Below are 14,616 nucleotides of genomic sequence, written 5' to 3'. Positions count from 1 at the left end.
TCGAATCCCGCCGCGCCACCACTTCCTTACATGAACTGCTCGGCACCCACCAAGCCGATCTTCTTCACGCCCAATCGCTGCGCGGTCGCCATCACCATCGCCACCTTGTCGTACTTGACGAGCTTGTGGGGACGCAGATGCACTTCCGGCTGCACCGGCATGTCGGCAATCGTCTTCATCTTGAGCTCAAGGGCGGTGCGATCCGGTACCACCTCGCCATTGAGGAGGATGGTGCCGTCAAAATCGACGTCGACCCGGTAAATCACCGGCTCCTCGCTAGTCTGCGGAGGCGGTGCATTGACCGGCATGTTGAGCTTCGTGGCGTGCGTCTGCACCGGAATCGTGATGATCAGCATGATCAGCAACACCAGCATCACGTCGATCAGCGGCGTGGTGTTGACGTCGACCATCACCTCCGGCTCGCCAGACTTGCCGCCACCCCCTACGTTCATTCCCATGTCGTTCTCCTATCCGTTCAGCGAACGACTTCTTCGGCGGAGGGTTCGGTGATGAAACCGACCTTCACGATACCGGCGCGCTGACACGCGACGACAACCTTGCCAACAAACTCATAACGCGCACCGGCGTCGCCCCGGATATGAACCTCCGGCTGCGGATCCTTCACCGAGACTTCCTTGAGCTTCTCGACCAGGGCGTTGTTGTCAGGCACCAGCTTCATGTTCCAGAAAGTGTCGCCATCCTTGTTGACCGAGATGACGACGTTTTCCGGCTTGGTCTGCGTCGGTATGTTCTTTTCCTGCGGCAGTTCGAGTTGTATCGACTGCGTGACGACCGGGATCGTGATCAGGAAGATGATCAGCAACACCAGCATCACGTCCACGAGCGGCGTCGTGTTGATCGCCGATACAACCTCGTCTTCGTCGCCGCCCGACGAGGGGACGGACATGCCCATTTCTTAACCCTTCTTGCCGCCGAGCAGCACCATGTGCAGCTCGCCGCTGAACTGACGGACGTAGTCGGAGGCTGCCTTGTTGCGGCGAACCAGCCAGTTGTAGCCAAGCACCGCCGGCACCGCAACCGCCAGACCGATCGCGGTCATGATCAGCGCCTCACCCACCGGGCCGGCAACCTTGTCGATCGAAGCCTGACCAGCGACGCCGATGGCGGTCAGCGCGTGCAGGATGCCCCACACCGTACCGAACAGACCGACGAACGGCGCGGTCGAACCGACCGTTGCGAGGAAGGCCAGACCGCCTTGCAGACGACCGTGGATCGTGTCGTTCGCACGCTGCATCGACATGCCGATCCAGGAATTCAGGTCAACCGACGAGGTCATCGAATTGCCGTGGTGATGCGCGGCCTTGTTGCCTTCTTCAGCGATGAAGCGGAAAGCGCTGTCCTCATCGAGTTCCTTGATTCCGGCTTCAACCGACGGCGCGTTCCAGAACTTTTCCTGGGCTTCCTTGGCCTGCTTGAAGATCTTGCCCTGCTCGATGATCTTGACGATCGCGATGTACCAGGTGCCCATCGACATGATGACGAGGATGATCAGGGTGCCACGGGCAACGAGGTCGCCCTGCGCCCACAGTGCGCCAAGGCCGTAGGGGTTATCGACGGTCACCTTCTCGCCCTGGGCGAGTGCGTCGGTGGCGAAGAACGCGAGGGAGAACAATGCAGCCGCGACAGAGGCGAGAGCGCGGCGGGTAGTCATTCGAATATTCATTTGTGATTAATTCCGGTTGTTGATGATCTGTTCACAAGGAGCCGACGATTCGGCGCTCACTCGTCAAGTTTCCATTCGAAGTCGAACATGACCCAGTACTGCACAGCCTGGCCATTTTCAATCGCGGGTTTATAGACGCATCGGCCAAAGGCTTTGTAAGCCGCTTGGTCGAGACGACGGTAACCGCTTGAGCTTTCGATTCGACCCTCCAATGGCCGCCCGTTCGTGTCGATCAGGAAGGCCAGTCGGGTGGTTCCATGCTCACCGGCATCAGCCGCACCGCGGGGATACTCCGGTTGGTCGCAGCTGACAAACTGCGCGGCATGGCGAACCGTTGACTGCTTTGGCGCGGGCGCCGGTGCTGGAGCAGGCGCCGGTTCGGTCGGCTTGGTCTGCGTGACCGTGGTAATGGTCGATTCTGCCGGCGCAGCGGCCGTAGAAACGCGAACTTCCGGCGGCGGAATGAATGCTGGCGGAGGAGCAAGCTTGGGCGGAGGCGGAGGTGGCGGCTTGTCTTCCGGCGGCTTCACTTCTTCAATGATCTTGGTCTCAAGCGGATTCTTGATGACCTCGACCACCTTGCGTGCGAGACCGGACGCGAGCGCCCAGCCAAGCAGCAGGTGAAGTGCCACGACAACGACAAAACCCACCGTCCTGCGGCCTGCGGCTGCGGGTTGGGCGTAACTCATGAACAAACCTCTGGGATCAGGAGGCCGAACCCCATCGGCATCACAGTGGATTCAACAACAGTTTCAAGCATTCGAAACTTCCTGAGTTATGGAATGTGGGAAGCCGACGTTTCACGCCCTTGTAAGGCGATCGCGACACCCTCCCCCGACGTACACCTGCAAAGCGTTTCGCAGGCACGCCTTCATTCGGTTATGGGGTTGGAAAAACCGATCGTGCAACTTCAAACTTCGGCGACGCCGTCCATCTCACTGGATACCGAGCCATGAAGACCCAAATCCTTATGCGACGAAGGCTACGATTCGACTAGTGTCGGGTGCAAGGACGCAACTACCGTTACGCCAGTGCGACCGACGCTATCGAAAAGACGACGATTTTATCACGCTCGGCGAACCACAAAAAAAGGGAGGACCCCGGAGGGGCCCTCCCTTTGCTTCACGTCAGATTACTTGAAGGTGTAACCGGCGCGGAGGTAGTACGAACGGCCACGCGGGTCGGCGTACTGCGGGTCGTAACCGACCTGGAAGGTGCGGCCCTGCACCGACTGCGGCGGGTTCTGGTCGAAGATGTTGCGCATACCGGCGGTCAGGGTCAGACCCTTCATGCCCTTCCAGCTACCCTGCAGATCGAAGGTGCTGATGTCGGACACATCACGCTCGTCGCCCTGGTCGCGGTAACCCAGCACGAAGTTCTGCGCCACGGTCGCGCTCCAGTCCTGGAAGTCCCAGGTCAGGGCGAGGGTGTGACGATACTGGCTGATCGCACCGTTGTCGTCCGTGTACTTGCCGACGTTCTGGATGTACTCGCCGCCGTTCTCACGCTGGTACTTGTAATTGAAGATGTAAGTACCGTCGTAATTCAAACGGAAACGACCATATTCGGCACGCGGCAGTGCAGCAGCAAAGGTCACGTCAAGACCATCGGTCTTGTAGGTACCCAGGTTCTGCGCGGTCTGGACGATGTAATCGATCGCGCCCGGCACACCAAGCGTGTTATCGACAGGCTTGTGCTTGATGTACAAGTTGTCGTACTTGGCGTAGTTGTCCATGATCGTGGTATCACCCAGCGCGCTGATCGTGTCCTTGCGCTCGATGTTCCAGTAATCCAGACCAACCGACAGCAAGTTCGTCGGCTCGAAGCGCAGACCCAGGGTGTACTGGTTGGATTTCTCCGGCTTCAGATCCTTGTTACCACCTTGCAGGTTGTTCAGCTGTGCGTCGCACTCAAGCGAAGCATTCACGAAACCTGAATAAGCCGGCGGAACCGTTCCCCCCGGGCAGCGATTCGGGTCGCTGAAGTTGTTCGCAGTGTTGCCCTTGAAGTTCGGCAGGAACATGTCGGACAGCGTCGGCGCACGGAAACCGGTGGTGTAGGAACCACGCAGCAGCAGGCTCTTGGTCGGCGCATAGCGAACGCCGATCTTCGGGTTGGTCGTACCACCGAAGTCGCTGTAGTGGTCGTAACGCACTTGCAGCAGGGTCTCGAGACCCTTCAGCACTTCGTAGTTCAACTCGCCGTAGAGGCCCTGCACCGTGCGATCAGCCGCCACCGGAGGCAGAGCACCGCCACCGCCCTGGATGTCGCCCGAGCTCATGATGGCATCCGGCGTGTCCTTCAGCTCTTCCTTGCGGACTTCCAGACCGGCTGCAAAGCTCAGACCCTTCATCAGTTCGCGACTGGCCTTGGCATCCCACGAGGTGACCTTGGCTTCGGATTCACGCACCTTCTGAATGATCTTGGCATCGTTGATCAGCTTCTGGCCGACCGCGGTCTGCGCGTTGCCGGAGAACGGATCGATCTCGCCCGTCAGCAGAGCGGCCTTGAGCTTCTTCTCGGACACCCAGCCATCGACGTAAGAATCGGTAGCGTGGCTCTTCGAGAAGTTGAAAGCGGTGTCGTAATCCCACGCGCCGAAGGTGCCCTTGACGCCAGCGAGGATACGATCCAGGGTCGCGTGCGATTCGTTCGTACGCAGACCACCGTCCTTCAGACGCCAGGCCAGCGAAAGGTCGCCCGACGGTGTAGCCGTCTTACCACCCGGCAGGGTCACGGTCGTCGGGTAGTACTTTCCGCCGGCCGGGTAGATGAATGGACCATTGCCAGAGAAATCATTGACCGGCGTTTCGGACGACGCAAAGGTGTACTTCGTATCCGAACGCATGTACTCGGCATAGGCTTCGTGGTCTTCAGTGATCTTGAAGACGCCACGCAGCACCGCGTTGTACTTCTCGGACGGCGGCATGATGTCCAGCACCGAGGTGTAGTCGTAGCGGCAGTTCTTCCGCGTCGGCTGCGGCGCACCGGTCGTGGTGTTGATCTGGTAAGAGCCTGCGCTGGGGATACAACCCTTGTATGCGGTGGTGTTCCACAGGGTGCCATCCACGTCGTCGTAGAAGTTCGCGGGGTAAGCGTTACCCGAGGTCTTCGTGAAGCCGAGGTCCGGACGGATACCGGTCGCCGCGAAATCACGGTCCTTGCCGTGCAGGGCTTCAACCTTCTCGTAGTTGAACGAAGCCAACACGTTGAAACGCTGGCTGGTCAGATCGCCGTAACCCGCGGTGATCGCAGCCTTCGTCGAATTGCCGCCACCCTTTTCGGTCGCTTCGTAGCCGGCGCTGACATCGACACCCTGATAGTCATTACGCAGAATGAAGTTGATCACGCCGCCGATCGCATCGGTACCGTAGACCGCCGAGGCGCCGTCCTTCAGCACTTCAACGCGCTCAACCGCAGCCATCGGGATCGAGTTCAGGTCGACCGCGCCGCCGTTGAAGGCGTAGTTCGCCACACGACGGCCGTTGATCAGGACCAGCGTCGAACCGGCACCCAGACCGCGCATGTTGGCGCCGGCGAAGCCCGGCTGACCGGAGTCACCCACACCTTGCGAAGTGTTATAGCCGTTGACGTTCGACGAGATCTTCTCGAGCAGTTCCTGGGCGGTATTGACGCCGGACTTGTCGATGTCAGAACGGGTCACGACTTCAACCGGCAGCGCGGTTTCACCCTGGATGCGCTTTACCGAAGAACCGGTAACGGTGATCTTCTGAACCTTTGCGGGAGCTTCGTCAGCCAGCGCCGGTTGCAGCAGCATGCCGAACGCCATCGTGGTTCCGAACGCCTGGAGCAGAGCCCGGTAGCCGGGTCTCAGTGCAAGTGCCATAGGTGCCTCTCCTTGTATTTGTACCAATCAAACCCGTCGGGGTCTCCGACGGGCAAACTCATCGATGCGCGGGCTTATCCCGCAGCATCCGCATGGATCGCCTGTCCCTCACGAGGCACTTTGTAACTATTGTTATGCCACCCCCTTTCGAGGGCGACGCATTGTCACGGGACGTCAATCCGGGTGTCAATCTGCCGACATGTTGCGATGCCACACCCGAAGACCAACGGCCGCAAGGGCCCAAACGATGCCTGCAGTGGTGATGAAAACCGCTGCCGCAACAGCTTCAGCAAGACTTGTGCCATGCAAACAGCGCCCGAAGCCCAACTATTTCCAGTCATTTCAGGATATTTCTGCACCGCATTGGTGCGATGCACCAGACCGGAAAGTGCATCCGCCACAGAACTTGAGAACCCCTGAATCGCGCGCCAATGTCGGATATGTGACGCTTTCAGAGCAGAACATGTCGCCGATTCGAAAATCTACACAACACGCTACTTGCCGATACGCATAGCGGTCGTCTAAAATGCGCGGCTTCGCTGCTGTAGCTCAGTCGGTAGAGCAACTGATTCGTAATCAGTAGGTCACCAGTTCGATTCCGGTCAGCAGCACCAGACACGCAAACGGCCCGCACATGCGGGCCGTTTTCTTTTTGCTTTTGCGCGCTCAAACAGCCGACTCAAGTGCATCGGAGTCGGCTTCTGCGAGGACCAGCCCTTAAGCGGGTGCCAGGGCAGCCCCCAAGCTCAGCGTTTCACTGCTCGGCTGCGTCTCGCACCTTTGCCGCGTCGCCCATCCGGGCCTGCCCGTACATGTCGCCGATCATCATTCCGGCGATCGATGCGACGATGAACACGGCGACGATGATCCAGAACAGCGTGTGCTTGGGCTTGTCGGCCTGCTGATCGCCCGTTGGTTCTTTCCCTGCCATCCCCAACTCCCCTTTTTCCGATTCGCGACGCGCGGCGCATGACATGGCGGAAACGACCCGCCGCGTTCCTGCCGCGCAATTCTGCCTGCTGCGCTCGATCTACTTTGTATCGGCGTACGTCGGAGTGACACAAACCCGACAAACTGCCCCCGAGGGCGGCGCCTAATATGAAGGCATCCCCAACCGTGCGACCGGCGATGCCGGAACGCTCTGGAGCCAAGAATCATGTCCAAATCGAGCTTCCGACCCGCCCTTCCGCAGCGTCGCTGGATCATCGCTGGCGTGGCAGTCGCAGTTGTTTCCGTCGGCTCGGTGTATGCCCTCAGCGGACGCAAGGATGCCGGCCCGAAGGCGCCGGAAGGCGATGCCAAGCCAGCGTTGATCGAACTCGGCCCGACTGATGTACTGCAGGCCCGGCAGGTGGTTCATCAGGAGACAGTGCTGCTGGCCGGCACGCTGAATCCGCTGACGCAGATCCTGATGATTGCGCCCTTCGAGGGCCGGGTCGCCGAGGTCGGCGCGCGCCCCGGTGACAAGGTCACGGCCGGGCAGGTGCTCGCCCGTTTCGACGAGTCGGACCTTCGCGCACGCCTTGCCGAGCGGGCCGCCGCGGTCGCGAGCGCTGAAGAACAGATGCGGGTGGCCGAGCGCAACCGTGTATCGAGCCGCGCCCTTCTTGACCAGAACTTCATTTCCAAGAACGCCTTCGACAACACGCTGGGCGGATTCGCCGAACGCCAGGCCGCGCTGGATTCACAGAAGGCGCAGCTCGCGCTGGTGCAGCGCGCGCTCAAGGACGCACATGTGGTGGCGCCCTTTGCCGGCACCGTTTCGAGCAGGCAAGTGGAGCCGGGCCAGTGGGTCGAAGCGAACCGGAAGCTGTTTACGTTGGTCGACCTGCGCAAGCTCGAAGTCGAAGCCGCGATCCCGAGCCAGCACCTTGCGAAACTGGTGCCCGGTCAGAAGGTCAAGTTGCGTGCCGAGGGGTATGGCAATGAAACCTTCGAAGGCACGCTCACCCGCATCAACCCGAGCACCCAGGCCGGCACCCGTAACGTGCTCGCCTATGTGTCGGTCGAGAATCCGTCCGAAAGGCTGCGCGTGGGCTTGTACGTCAGCGGCGAGATCTCTACCGGCAACGCCCGGCAGCAGATCGAACTGCCTTTGACCGCCGTGCAATCGTCGAAGAACGGCCGTGGCGTGTGGGTGATTGCCGACAACAAGCTCAGGTGGCGTGGCGTCGAGTACGAGCGCCTGAGCGTCGATCAAGTGCGCATCACCAAGGGGCTGACGGGCGGCGAGCAGGTTGTCGCAATGCCGCTCAAGGGCGCCACCGACGACCTCGCTGTCCGGCTCAAGCCGGCGGCCTGACATTCCGGAGCGCCAACCATGTGGCTGACCCGCATATCGGTCAAGAACCCCGTCTTCGCGGCGATGATGATGCTGTGCCTCGCCGTGCTCGGACTGTTCGCCTACAAACGCCTGACGGTCGAGGCCTTCCCCGACGTCAGCTTCCCCGCCGTCGCGATCGAGACGCCCTACCCCGGCGCGACGCCCGAGGTGGTCGAAGTCGAGGTCTCGCGCAAGATCGAAGAGGCGATGAACACGCTGGCCGGCGTCAAGCGCGTGACCTCACGTTCGTACCAGGACTACTCGCTCGTCTTTGTCGAATTCGAGCTGACGGTCAATGCGGACAAGGCCACCGCCGATGCGCGCGACAAGCTCGCCCAGGTGCGCCCCTCGCTGCGTGATGACGTGAAGCAATCGGTGATCTCCAGCTTCGGCCCGGACGACCAGCCGATCATGTCGATCAGCCTGGTCTCCGATCGGCATACGACGCGGGAGCTGACCGAGCGCGCCGAAAAACTGATCCTCAAACGCATCCAGACGGTCAAGGGTGTCGGCCGCGCGTCGCTGGTCGGCGGTATCAAGCGCGAGATCCAGATCAGGCTCGACCCCTTCCGCATGCGGGCGCTGTACGTCGGCGTGGAGCAAGTGGTCGATGCCCTGCGCCGCGAAAACCAGATGCTGCCTGCCGGTGCATTGAAGAACCTGCGTCAGGAAATGCAGGTACAGGTGCAGGGCCGCCTGAAAGAACCGCACGCGTTTGAAGACATCGTGATCGTGCAGCGCGGCGACGCGCCGATCCGCCTGCGCGACATCGCGACGGTGGAAGATGGCGAAGCGGAGCCGACCTCGCATGCGCTGATCAATGGCAAGCCGGCGCTATCGATCGACATCTTCAAGGTATCGAAGGCGAACACGGTTGAAGTCGCCGACGGCGTGCGCAAGACGGTTGCCGACCTGAACAAGAACCTGCCGGACGGGATGCAGCTCGAGACGATTTTCGACGGCTCCGACGAAATCCGCGACTCGCTCTCGGACGTTCAGAAGACGCTGATCGAGGGTGCGATCCTGACCGTGTTCATCGTGTTTGTGTTCCTCGGCTCCTGGCGCAGCACGGTGATCACGGGCCTCACGCTGCCGCTGGCGCTGCTCGGCTCGATCTTCATGATCCAGGCCATGGGTTTCTCGCTCAACATGATGACGCTGCTCGCGCTGTCGCTGTGCATCGGCCTGCTGATCGACGACGCGATCGTGGTGCGCGAGAACATCGTGCGCCACGCCCTGCGCGGCAAGTCACCCTACGACGCCGCGCTGGATGGCACCAAGGAAATCGGCCTCGCGGTGCTGGCCACCACGCTCACCATCGTCGCGGTGTTCCTGCCGGTCGGCTTCATGGGCGGCATCATCGGCCGCTACTTCTACCAGTTCGGCCTCACCGTCGCCGCGGCGGTAATGCTGTCGATGTTCGTCAGCTTCACGCTCGACCCCATGCTCTCGTCGGTGTGGCACGACCCGCACGCCCACGGCGCCAAGCGCGGTGGCCTGCTCGGCCGCTGGCTCGACGCCTTCGAGCGCTTTCAGGAACGCCTCGCCGAACGCTACGGCCGCGTCATCGCATGGGCGCTGGGCCACCGCAAATCGGTGCTGGCACTAGCGACGGCAAGCTTTGTCGGCAGCTTCTTGCTGCTGCCCTTCATTGGCTCGGAATTCGTGCCCAAGGGCGACTTTGGCCAACTCGGCGGCCGCATGATGACGCCAACCGGATCCAGCCTCAGCTACACGCTCGGCAAAGCCAAGCAGATCGACGCGGCGCTGCGCGAGTTCCCGGAAGTCAAGCGCAGCTACATCACGGTGAATTCCGGCTGGCAGGCGCAAGGCCCCGAACAGTTGGGCCTCAATATCAAGCTGGTGCCCAAGCGCGAACGCAAGGCAACGCAGGAACAGGTGCTGGTCAAACTGCGCGCGCGGCTCAAGGAAATCGGCGGCGTCGAGCTCAAGAACCTCGCCATCGGCGAAGGCGGCGGCGGTGGCGACAACCCGATCGCGCTGAGCCTGCAAGGCGAGGACCTCGCCGTGCTCACCAAACTGTCGCAAGACCTGGCCGCCCGGATCCGCGCCATCCCGAACACGGTGGACGTGCTGACCACCGCGGAGGACACCCGCCCGATGCTGGAGATCGCGGTCGATCGCGCGGTGGCGGCAGACCTGGGCATCTCGGTCGAACGCGTTGGCAACACCCTGCGCCCCTTCATCGAGGGCCAGGCGGCGACCACCTGGCAGGCGCCGGACGGCGATGCCTACGATGTAAAAGTGCGCCTGCCGCCGGAGCTGCGCCGTAATGGCCAGGATCTGGATCTGTTGTGGCTGGCCAGCAACCGCACCGATGCAGCCACCGGCCTGCCCTACATGATCGCGCTGTCGCAGGTCGCCAAGGTGGTGCCTTCCACGTCGCCGACCCGCATCAACCGCAAGAGCCTGATGCGCGACATCTGGGTGCTGGCTGGCGTTTCGGGGCGTTCAGCCGGTGAAGTCGGCAAGGACGTGCAGAAGGTGCTCAAGGACTTCAAGCTGCCCCCCGGCTACCGCATCGTCGAAGACGGCGAGAACCAGCAGATGGCGGAATCCTTCGGCTATGCGGTATCCGCGCTGGCGCTGGCGGTGATCTTCATCTACATGATCCTCGCCTCGCAGTTCGGCAGCTTCCTGCACCCGCTGGCGATCATGACCTCGCTGCCGCTATCGCTGATCGGCGTGTTCCTCGGGCTGCTCGTCGCGCGCAGCACGCTGTCGATCTTCTCGGTGATCGGCATCATCATGCTGATGGGTCTGGTGACAAAGAACGCGATCCTGCTGGTGGACTTCGTCGAGCAGGCGCAGAAGCGTGGCGAACCCCGCCGCCAGGCGATCATCGACGCCGGCCGCACCCGCCTGCGCCCGATCATGATGACCACCTTCGCGATGGTCTTCGGCATGCTGCCGGTGGCGCTCGGGCTGGGTGAAGGCGGCGAACAGCGTGCCCCGATGGCGCACGCGGTGATCGGCGGCGTGATCGCCTCGACCCTGCTTACGCTCGTCGTGGTGCCGGTGGTCTACACCTACCTCGACGACTTCGGCGAGTGGTGCCGGCGCAGGCTGCACCGCCGTCGCGAACTCGCCGCCGACCAGGCCTGAGCACACGCAGCAACTGAGACAAGGCCCGGCACCGTCCGGGCCTTGTCGCGTCGAGCATAGGCACCGTGCGACAATCCGGGCGATTCGGTTTCAACACTCACGCTCCGATCTTGAACACTCGCGCCCCGCTCCCCCCTTCCGCCGATCTCGACGGCCACACGCCGATGATGCAGCAGTACCTGACGCTCAAGGCGCAGCATCCCGGCACCCTGCTGTTCTATCGCATGGGCGACTTCTACGAGTTGTTCTTCGACGATGCGGAGAAGGCAGCGCGCCTGCTGGACATCACGCTCACCGCGCGCGGCAAGTCGGCCGGCAAGCCGATCGCGATGGCGGGCGTGCCCTTCCACGCACTCGAACCCTACCTCGCCAAGCTGGTGAAGATGGGCGAGTCGGCGGTGATCGCGGAACAGGTAGGCGACCCCGCGACCAGCAAGGGGCCGGTCGAACGCGCCGTGGCGCGCATCGTCACCCCCGGCACGCTCACCGACTCGGCCCTGCTCGATGACAAGACCGACGCCCCGCTGCTGGCCGCGACGCAGCTTCGCGGCCGCCTCGGGCTCGCCTGGCTGAACCTCGCCAACGGCGATTTCCGCCTGCTCGAATGCGCGCCGGAACAACTGGGCTCGCAGCTCGAACGCCTGCGCCCCGCCGAAGCCCTGGTGCCGGACGGCATCACCCTCGAAGGCCTTGAACAACGCGTGCCCGCCGTGCGCCGCCTCGCCGACTGGCAGTTCGACGCCGACACCGCGCGCCGCGTGCTGCCCGAGCATTTCGGCACGCGCGACCTCTCGGGTTTCGGTGCCGACGAATTCGACGTCGCGCTCGCCGCTGCCGCGGCGTTGTTCGATTACGCGCGCGCCACGCAGCGCCAGAGCCTGTCGCATGTCTCGGGCCTGCACGTCGAACGCGAGGCCGAGTTCCTGCGCATGGACGCCGCCACGCGCCGCAACCTGGAACTGACCGAAACCCTGCGCGGCGAGCCCGCGCCCACGCTGTTCTCGCTGCTCGATCTGTGCGAGACCTCGATGGGCTCGCGCTGGCTGCGCCACGCGCTGCACCATCCACTCTCCGACCGCGTGGCGTGCGCGCACCGCCATGCGGCGGTCGAGGCGCTCATCGCCGACCAGGGTCTCACCGGCGAAGGCCTCGCGCGCGTGCTGCGCGGTATCGCCGACGTCGAGCGCATCACCGCGCGCATCGCACTGCGCAGCGCACGCCCGCGCGACCTCGCCGCGCTGCGCGACACGCTCGCCCGCCTGCCGGAACTGCGCAGCCATGTGCCCGGCGGCGAGACGCCGCTGCTCGCGCAGATCCATGCCGACCTCGACGCGCCGCTGGCGCCGACCACGCTGCTGGCCCGCGCGATTGCACCGGAACCGGCCACCAATGTGCGCGACGGCGGTGTGATTGCCGAAGGCTTCGATGCGGAGCTCGACGAGCTGCGCGGCATTCAGTCCAACTGCGGCGCCTTCCTGATGGAACTCGAAGCGCGCGAACGCGAGCGCACCGGCATCACCAGCCTGAAGGTCGAGTTCAACAAGGTGCACGGCTTCTACATCGAAGTCAGCCACGCCAACACCACCAAGGTGCCGGACGACTACCGCCGCCGCCAGACGCTCAAGAACGCAGAGCGCTACATCACCCCCGAGCTCAAGGCCTTCGAGGACAAGGCCCTGTCGGCGCAGGAACGTGCGCTGGCGCGCGAGAAGGGCTTGTGGGACGAGCTGCTCGAAACGCTCGCCGCCGACATCCTCGCCTTCCAGCGCATCGCACGCGCGATCGCGCTGCTCGACGGCCTCACCAGCTTCGCCCGCATCGCGTTGCGCTACGACTACTGCAAGCCGGTGTTCCGCAGCGAAGCGGGGCTGGCCATCGAAGCGGGTCGTCACCCGGTGGTGGAGCGCCAGGTCGACAGCTTCATCTCGAACGACTGCGACTTTTCCGCCACGCGCCGCATGCTGCTGGTGACCGGCCCGAACATGGGCGGTAAGTCGACCTACATGCGGCAGATCGCGCTGATCGTGTTGCTTGCGCACTGCGGCGCCTTCGTGCCGGCGCGGCGCGCCGAGCTCGGGCCGATCGACGGCATCTTTACCCGCATTGGCGCCTCCGACGACCTCGCCTCGGGGCGTTCGACCTTCATGGTCGAGATGACCGAGGCGGCGGCGATCCTCAACAGCGGCACCGAGCGCTCGCTGGTACTGATGGACGAGATCGGCCGGGGGACATCCACCTTTGACGGCATGGCACTGGCCTTCGCGATCGCGCGCCACCTGCTCGAAAAGAACCGCTCGCTGGCGCTGTTCTCGACCCACTACTTCGAGCTGACCCGGCTTTCGGTCGAGCACCCGGAATGCGCCAACGTGCACCTGGGCGCGGTCGAGCATGGCCACCGCATCGTCTTCCTGCACGCGGTGGAAGAAGGCCCGGCCAGCCAGAGCTACGGTATCGAGGTCGCCGCGCTCGCGGGCATCCCCGCGCCCGTGGTACGCGAAGCACGGCGCCGCCTGCGTGCGCTGGAAAACCGTGAAGCCTCCGGCGGCCCGCAGGCCGACCTGTTCTCCGCCTTGCCGCCCGAAGCCGAAGAAGCGCCGCCGCACCCGGTGCTCGAAAAACTCGCGGGGATCGACCCCGATGCACTGTCGCCGCGCGAAGCGCTCGAACGGCTCTACGCGCTGAAAGCCCTTACGCGATGATGCGTGTGCTCGCAGTGCTGCTCGCCGTGTTGATCTCGCCGGCCGCAAACGCCGAGCGATACAGCTTCGCGGCCTTCGGCGATCTGCCCTACAACGAGGCTGAGCGCGCCGAGTTCCCGCTGCTGCTCGATGCGATGCGTGAGGCTGCTGTCGTGTTCGGCGTGCATGTCGGCGACATCAAGACCGGCGGCACGCCCTGCGATGACATCACGCTGACCGACATCCGCGACCTGCTGGCCGGCGCGCCCTTCCCTACCGTTTATGTGCCGGGCGACAACGAGTGGGTGGACTGCACCCGGCGCAGTGCCGGCGGTTTCGACGCGCTCGAACGTCTCGACAAATTGCGCAGCCTCTTCCAGCCCAAGGCCGAATCGCTCGGAGCTGAACCCTTCAAGGTGGAGCGGCAGAGCGACGTCGACTTCTCGCACGGCGCCTACCAGGAACACCTGCGCTGGCGCCGCGGCCCGGTGGCCTTCCTGACCTTGAATGTGCCGGGCAGCGACAATAACTTCGGCAGCGGGCGCGAAGCGAGCAACGAATACCGCCAGCGCATGAGCGCGGTGCGCAGCTGGCTCGGCGATGGCTTCGCCAAGGCGCGCCGCGACAGCGCGCGGGCCATTGTGATCTTCATGCATGCCGATCCCGACTTCGAGGCCTTCGCTGCCGGCTCGCCGGCGCGCGCGTATTCGGAACTGCTGTACGCGCTGCGATCGGAGGTGATGGAATTCGAAGGCGAGGTCGTCGTCTTCCACGGCGACACCCATGTCATGCGCATCGACCGGCCGCTGGTCGATAGCGATGGCGCGCCGATCGAGCGTTTTCGCCGCGCCGAAGTGTTCGGCTCACCGATCCCCGGCTGGCTTGAGGTGACGGTGGATACCGAAGCCGAGCAACTGATCCGGATCCGCCCACGCCCGCTGCGCAAAGAGGATTGAGG

Annotated in this window: 10 protein-coding genes and 1 tRNA gene; 5 read left to right on the top strand and 6 right to left on the bottom strand. The window is 63.4% G+C overall.

Annotated elements, in window-relative coordinates:
• Positions 1 to 26 precede the first annotated feature (26 nt).
• The 5 genes from GGR36_RS00380 to GGR36_RS00360 form a co-directional block, all read right to left on the bottom strand.
• Positions 27 to 458, bottom strand: a complete 432-nt coding sequence (locus GGR36_RS00380; RefSeq protein WP_183630694.1) for an ExbD/TolR family protein — start codon at positions 456 to 458, stop codon at positions 27 to 29.
• Between the two features lie 17 nt (positions 459 to 475).
• Positions 476 to 907, bottom strand: a complete 432-nt coding sequence (locus tag GGR36_RS00375) for an ExbD/TolR family protein (protein ID WP_244971032.1) — start codon at positions 905 to 907, stop codon at positions 476 to 478.
• A gap of 9 nt (positions 908 to 916) precedes the next feature.
• Positions 917 to 1,672 (bottom strand): MotA/TolQ/ExbB proton channel family protein, encoded by a 756-nt coding sequence (locus tag GGR36_RS00370; protein WP_242533123.1) that lies wholly within the window; start codon positions 1,670 to 1,672, stop codon positions 917 to 919.
• A gap of 68 nt (positions 1,673 to 1,740) precedes the next feature.
• Positions 1,741 to 2,262: an energy transducer TonB gene (locus GGR36_RS00365; RefSeq protein WP_221229467.1), complete on the bottom strand. Its 522-nt coding sequence runs from the start codon at positions 2,260 to 2,262 to the stop codon at positions 1,741 to 1,743.
• A 554-nt stretch (positions 2,263 to 2,816) separates the two neighbouring features.
• Positions 2,817 to 5,531 (bottom strand): TonB-dependent receptor, encoded by a 2,715-nt coding sequence (locus GGR36_RS00360; protein WP_183630686.1) that lies wholly within the window; start codon positions 5,529 to 5,531, stop codon positions 2,817 to 2,819.
• A 538-nt stretch (positions 5,532 to 6,069) separates the two neighbouring features.
• Here GGR36_RS00360 and GGR36_RS00355 point away from each other — a divergent pair.
• Positions 6,070 to 6,145, top strand: a tRNA-Thr gene (locus GGR36_RS00355).
• A gap of 140 nt (positions 6,146 to 6,285) precedes the next feature.
• Here the strand turns inward: GGR36_RS00355 and GGR36_RS00350 are convergent.
• A complete protein-coding gene (locus GGR36_RS00350; RefSeq protein ID WP_183630684.1) occupies positions 6,286 to 6,507 on the bottom strand; it encodes a hypothetical protein in 222 nt (73 codons plus the stop codon).
• 180 nt (positions 6,508 to 6,687) lie between these two features.
• Between GGR36_RS00350 and GGR36_RS00345 the strand changes: the two genes are divergently transcribed.
• From GGR36_RS00345 to GGR36_RS00330, 4 genes are all read left to right on the top strand, one after another.
• Positions 6,688 to 7,833 carry an efflux RND transporter periplasmic adaptor subunit gene (locus tag GGR36_RS00345; RefSeq protein ID WP_183630682.1) on the top strand — a complete coding sequence of 382 codons (1,146 nt, stop codon included), beginning with the start codon at positions 6,688 to 6,690 and terminating at the stop codon, positions 7,831 to 7,833.
• An 18-nt stretch (positions 7,834 to 7,851) separates the two neighbouring features.
• Positions 7,852 to 10,980, top strand: a complete 3,129-nt coding sequence (locus tag GGR36_RS00340) for an efflux RND transporter permease subunit (protein ID WP_183630680.1) — start codon at positions 7,852 to 7,854, stop codon at positions 10,978 to 10,980.
• A gap of 167 nt (positions 10,981 to 11,147) precedes the next feature.
• Positions 11,148 to 13,679: a DNA mismatch repair protein MutS gene (gene mutS, locus GGR36_RS00335; protein ID WP_420847484.1), complete on the top strand. Its 2,532-nt coding sequence runs from the start codon at positions 11,148 to 11,150 to the stop codon at positions 13,677 to 13,679.
• On the top strand, positions 13,676 to 14,614 hold the full coding sequence (locus tag GGR36_RS00330; RefSeq protein ID WP_183630678.1) for a metallophosphoesterase: 939 nt from the start codon (positions 13,676 to 13,678) through the stop codon (positions 14,612 to 14,614). Before mutS ends, GGR36_RS00330 begins: the two co-directional genes overlap by 4 nt.
• Positions 14,615 to 14,616: the final 2 nt, after the last annotated feature.

This window comes from Niveibacterium umoris, assembly GCF_014197015.1.
Lineage (GTDB): Bacteria > Pseudomonadota > Gammaproteobacteria > Burkholderiales > Rhodocyclaceae > Niveibacterium > Niveibacterium umoris.
This window is presented reverse-complemented; position numbering and strand designations above follow the sequence as displayed.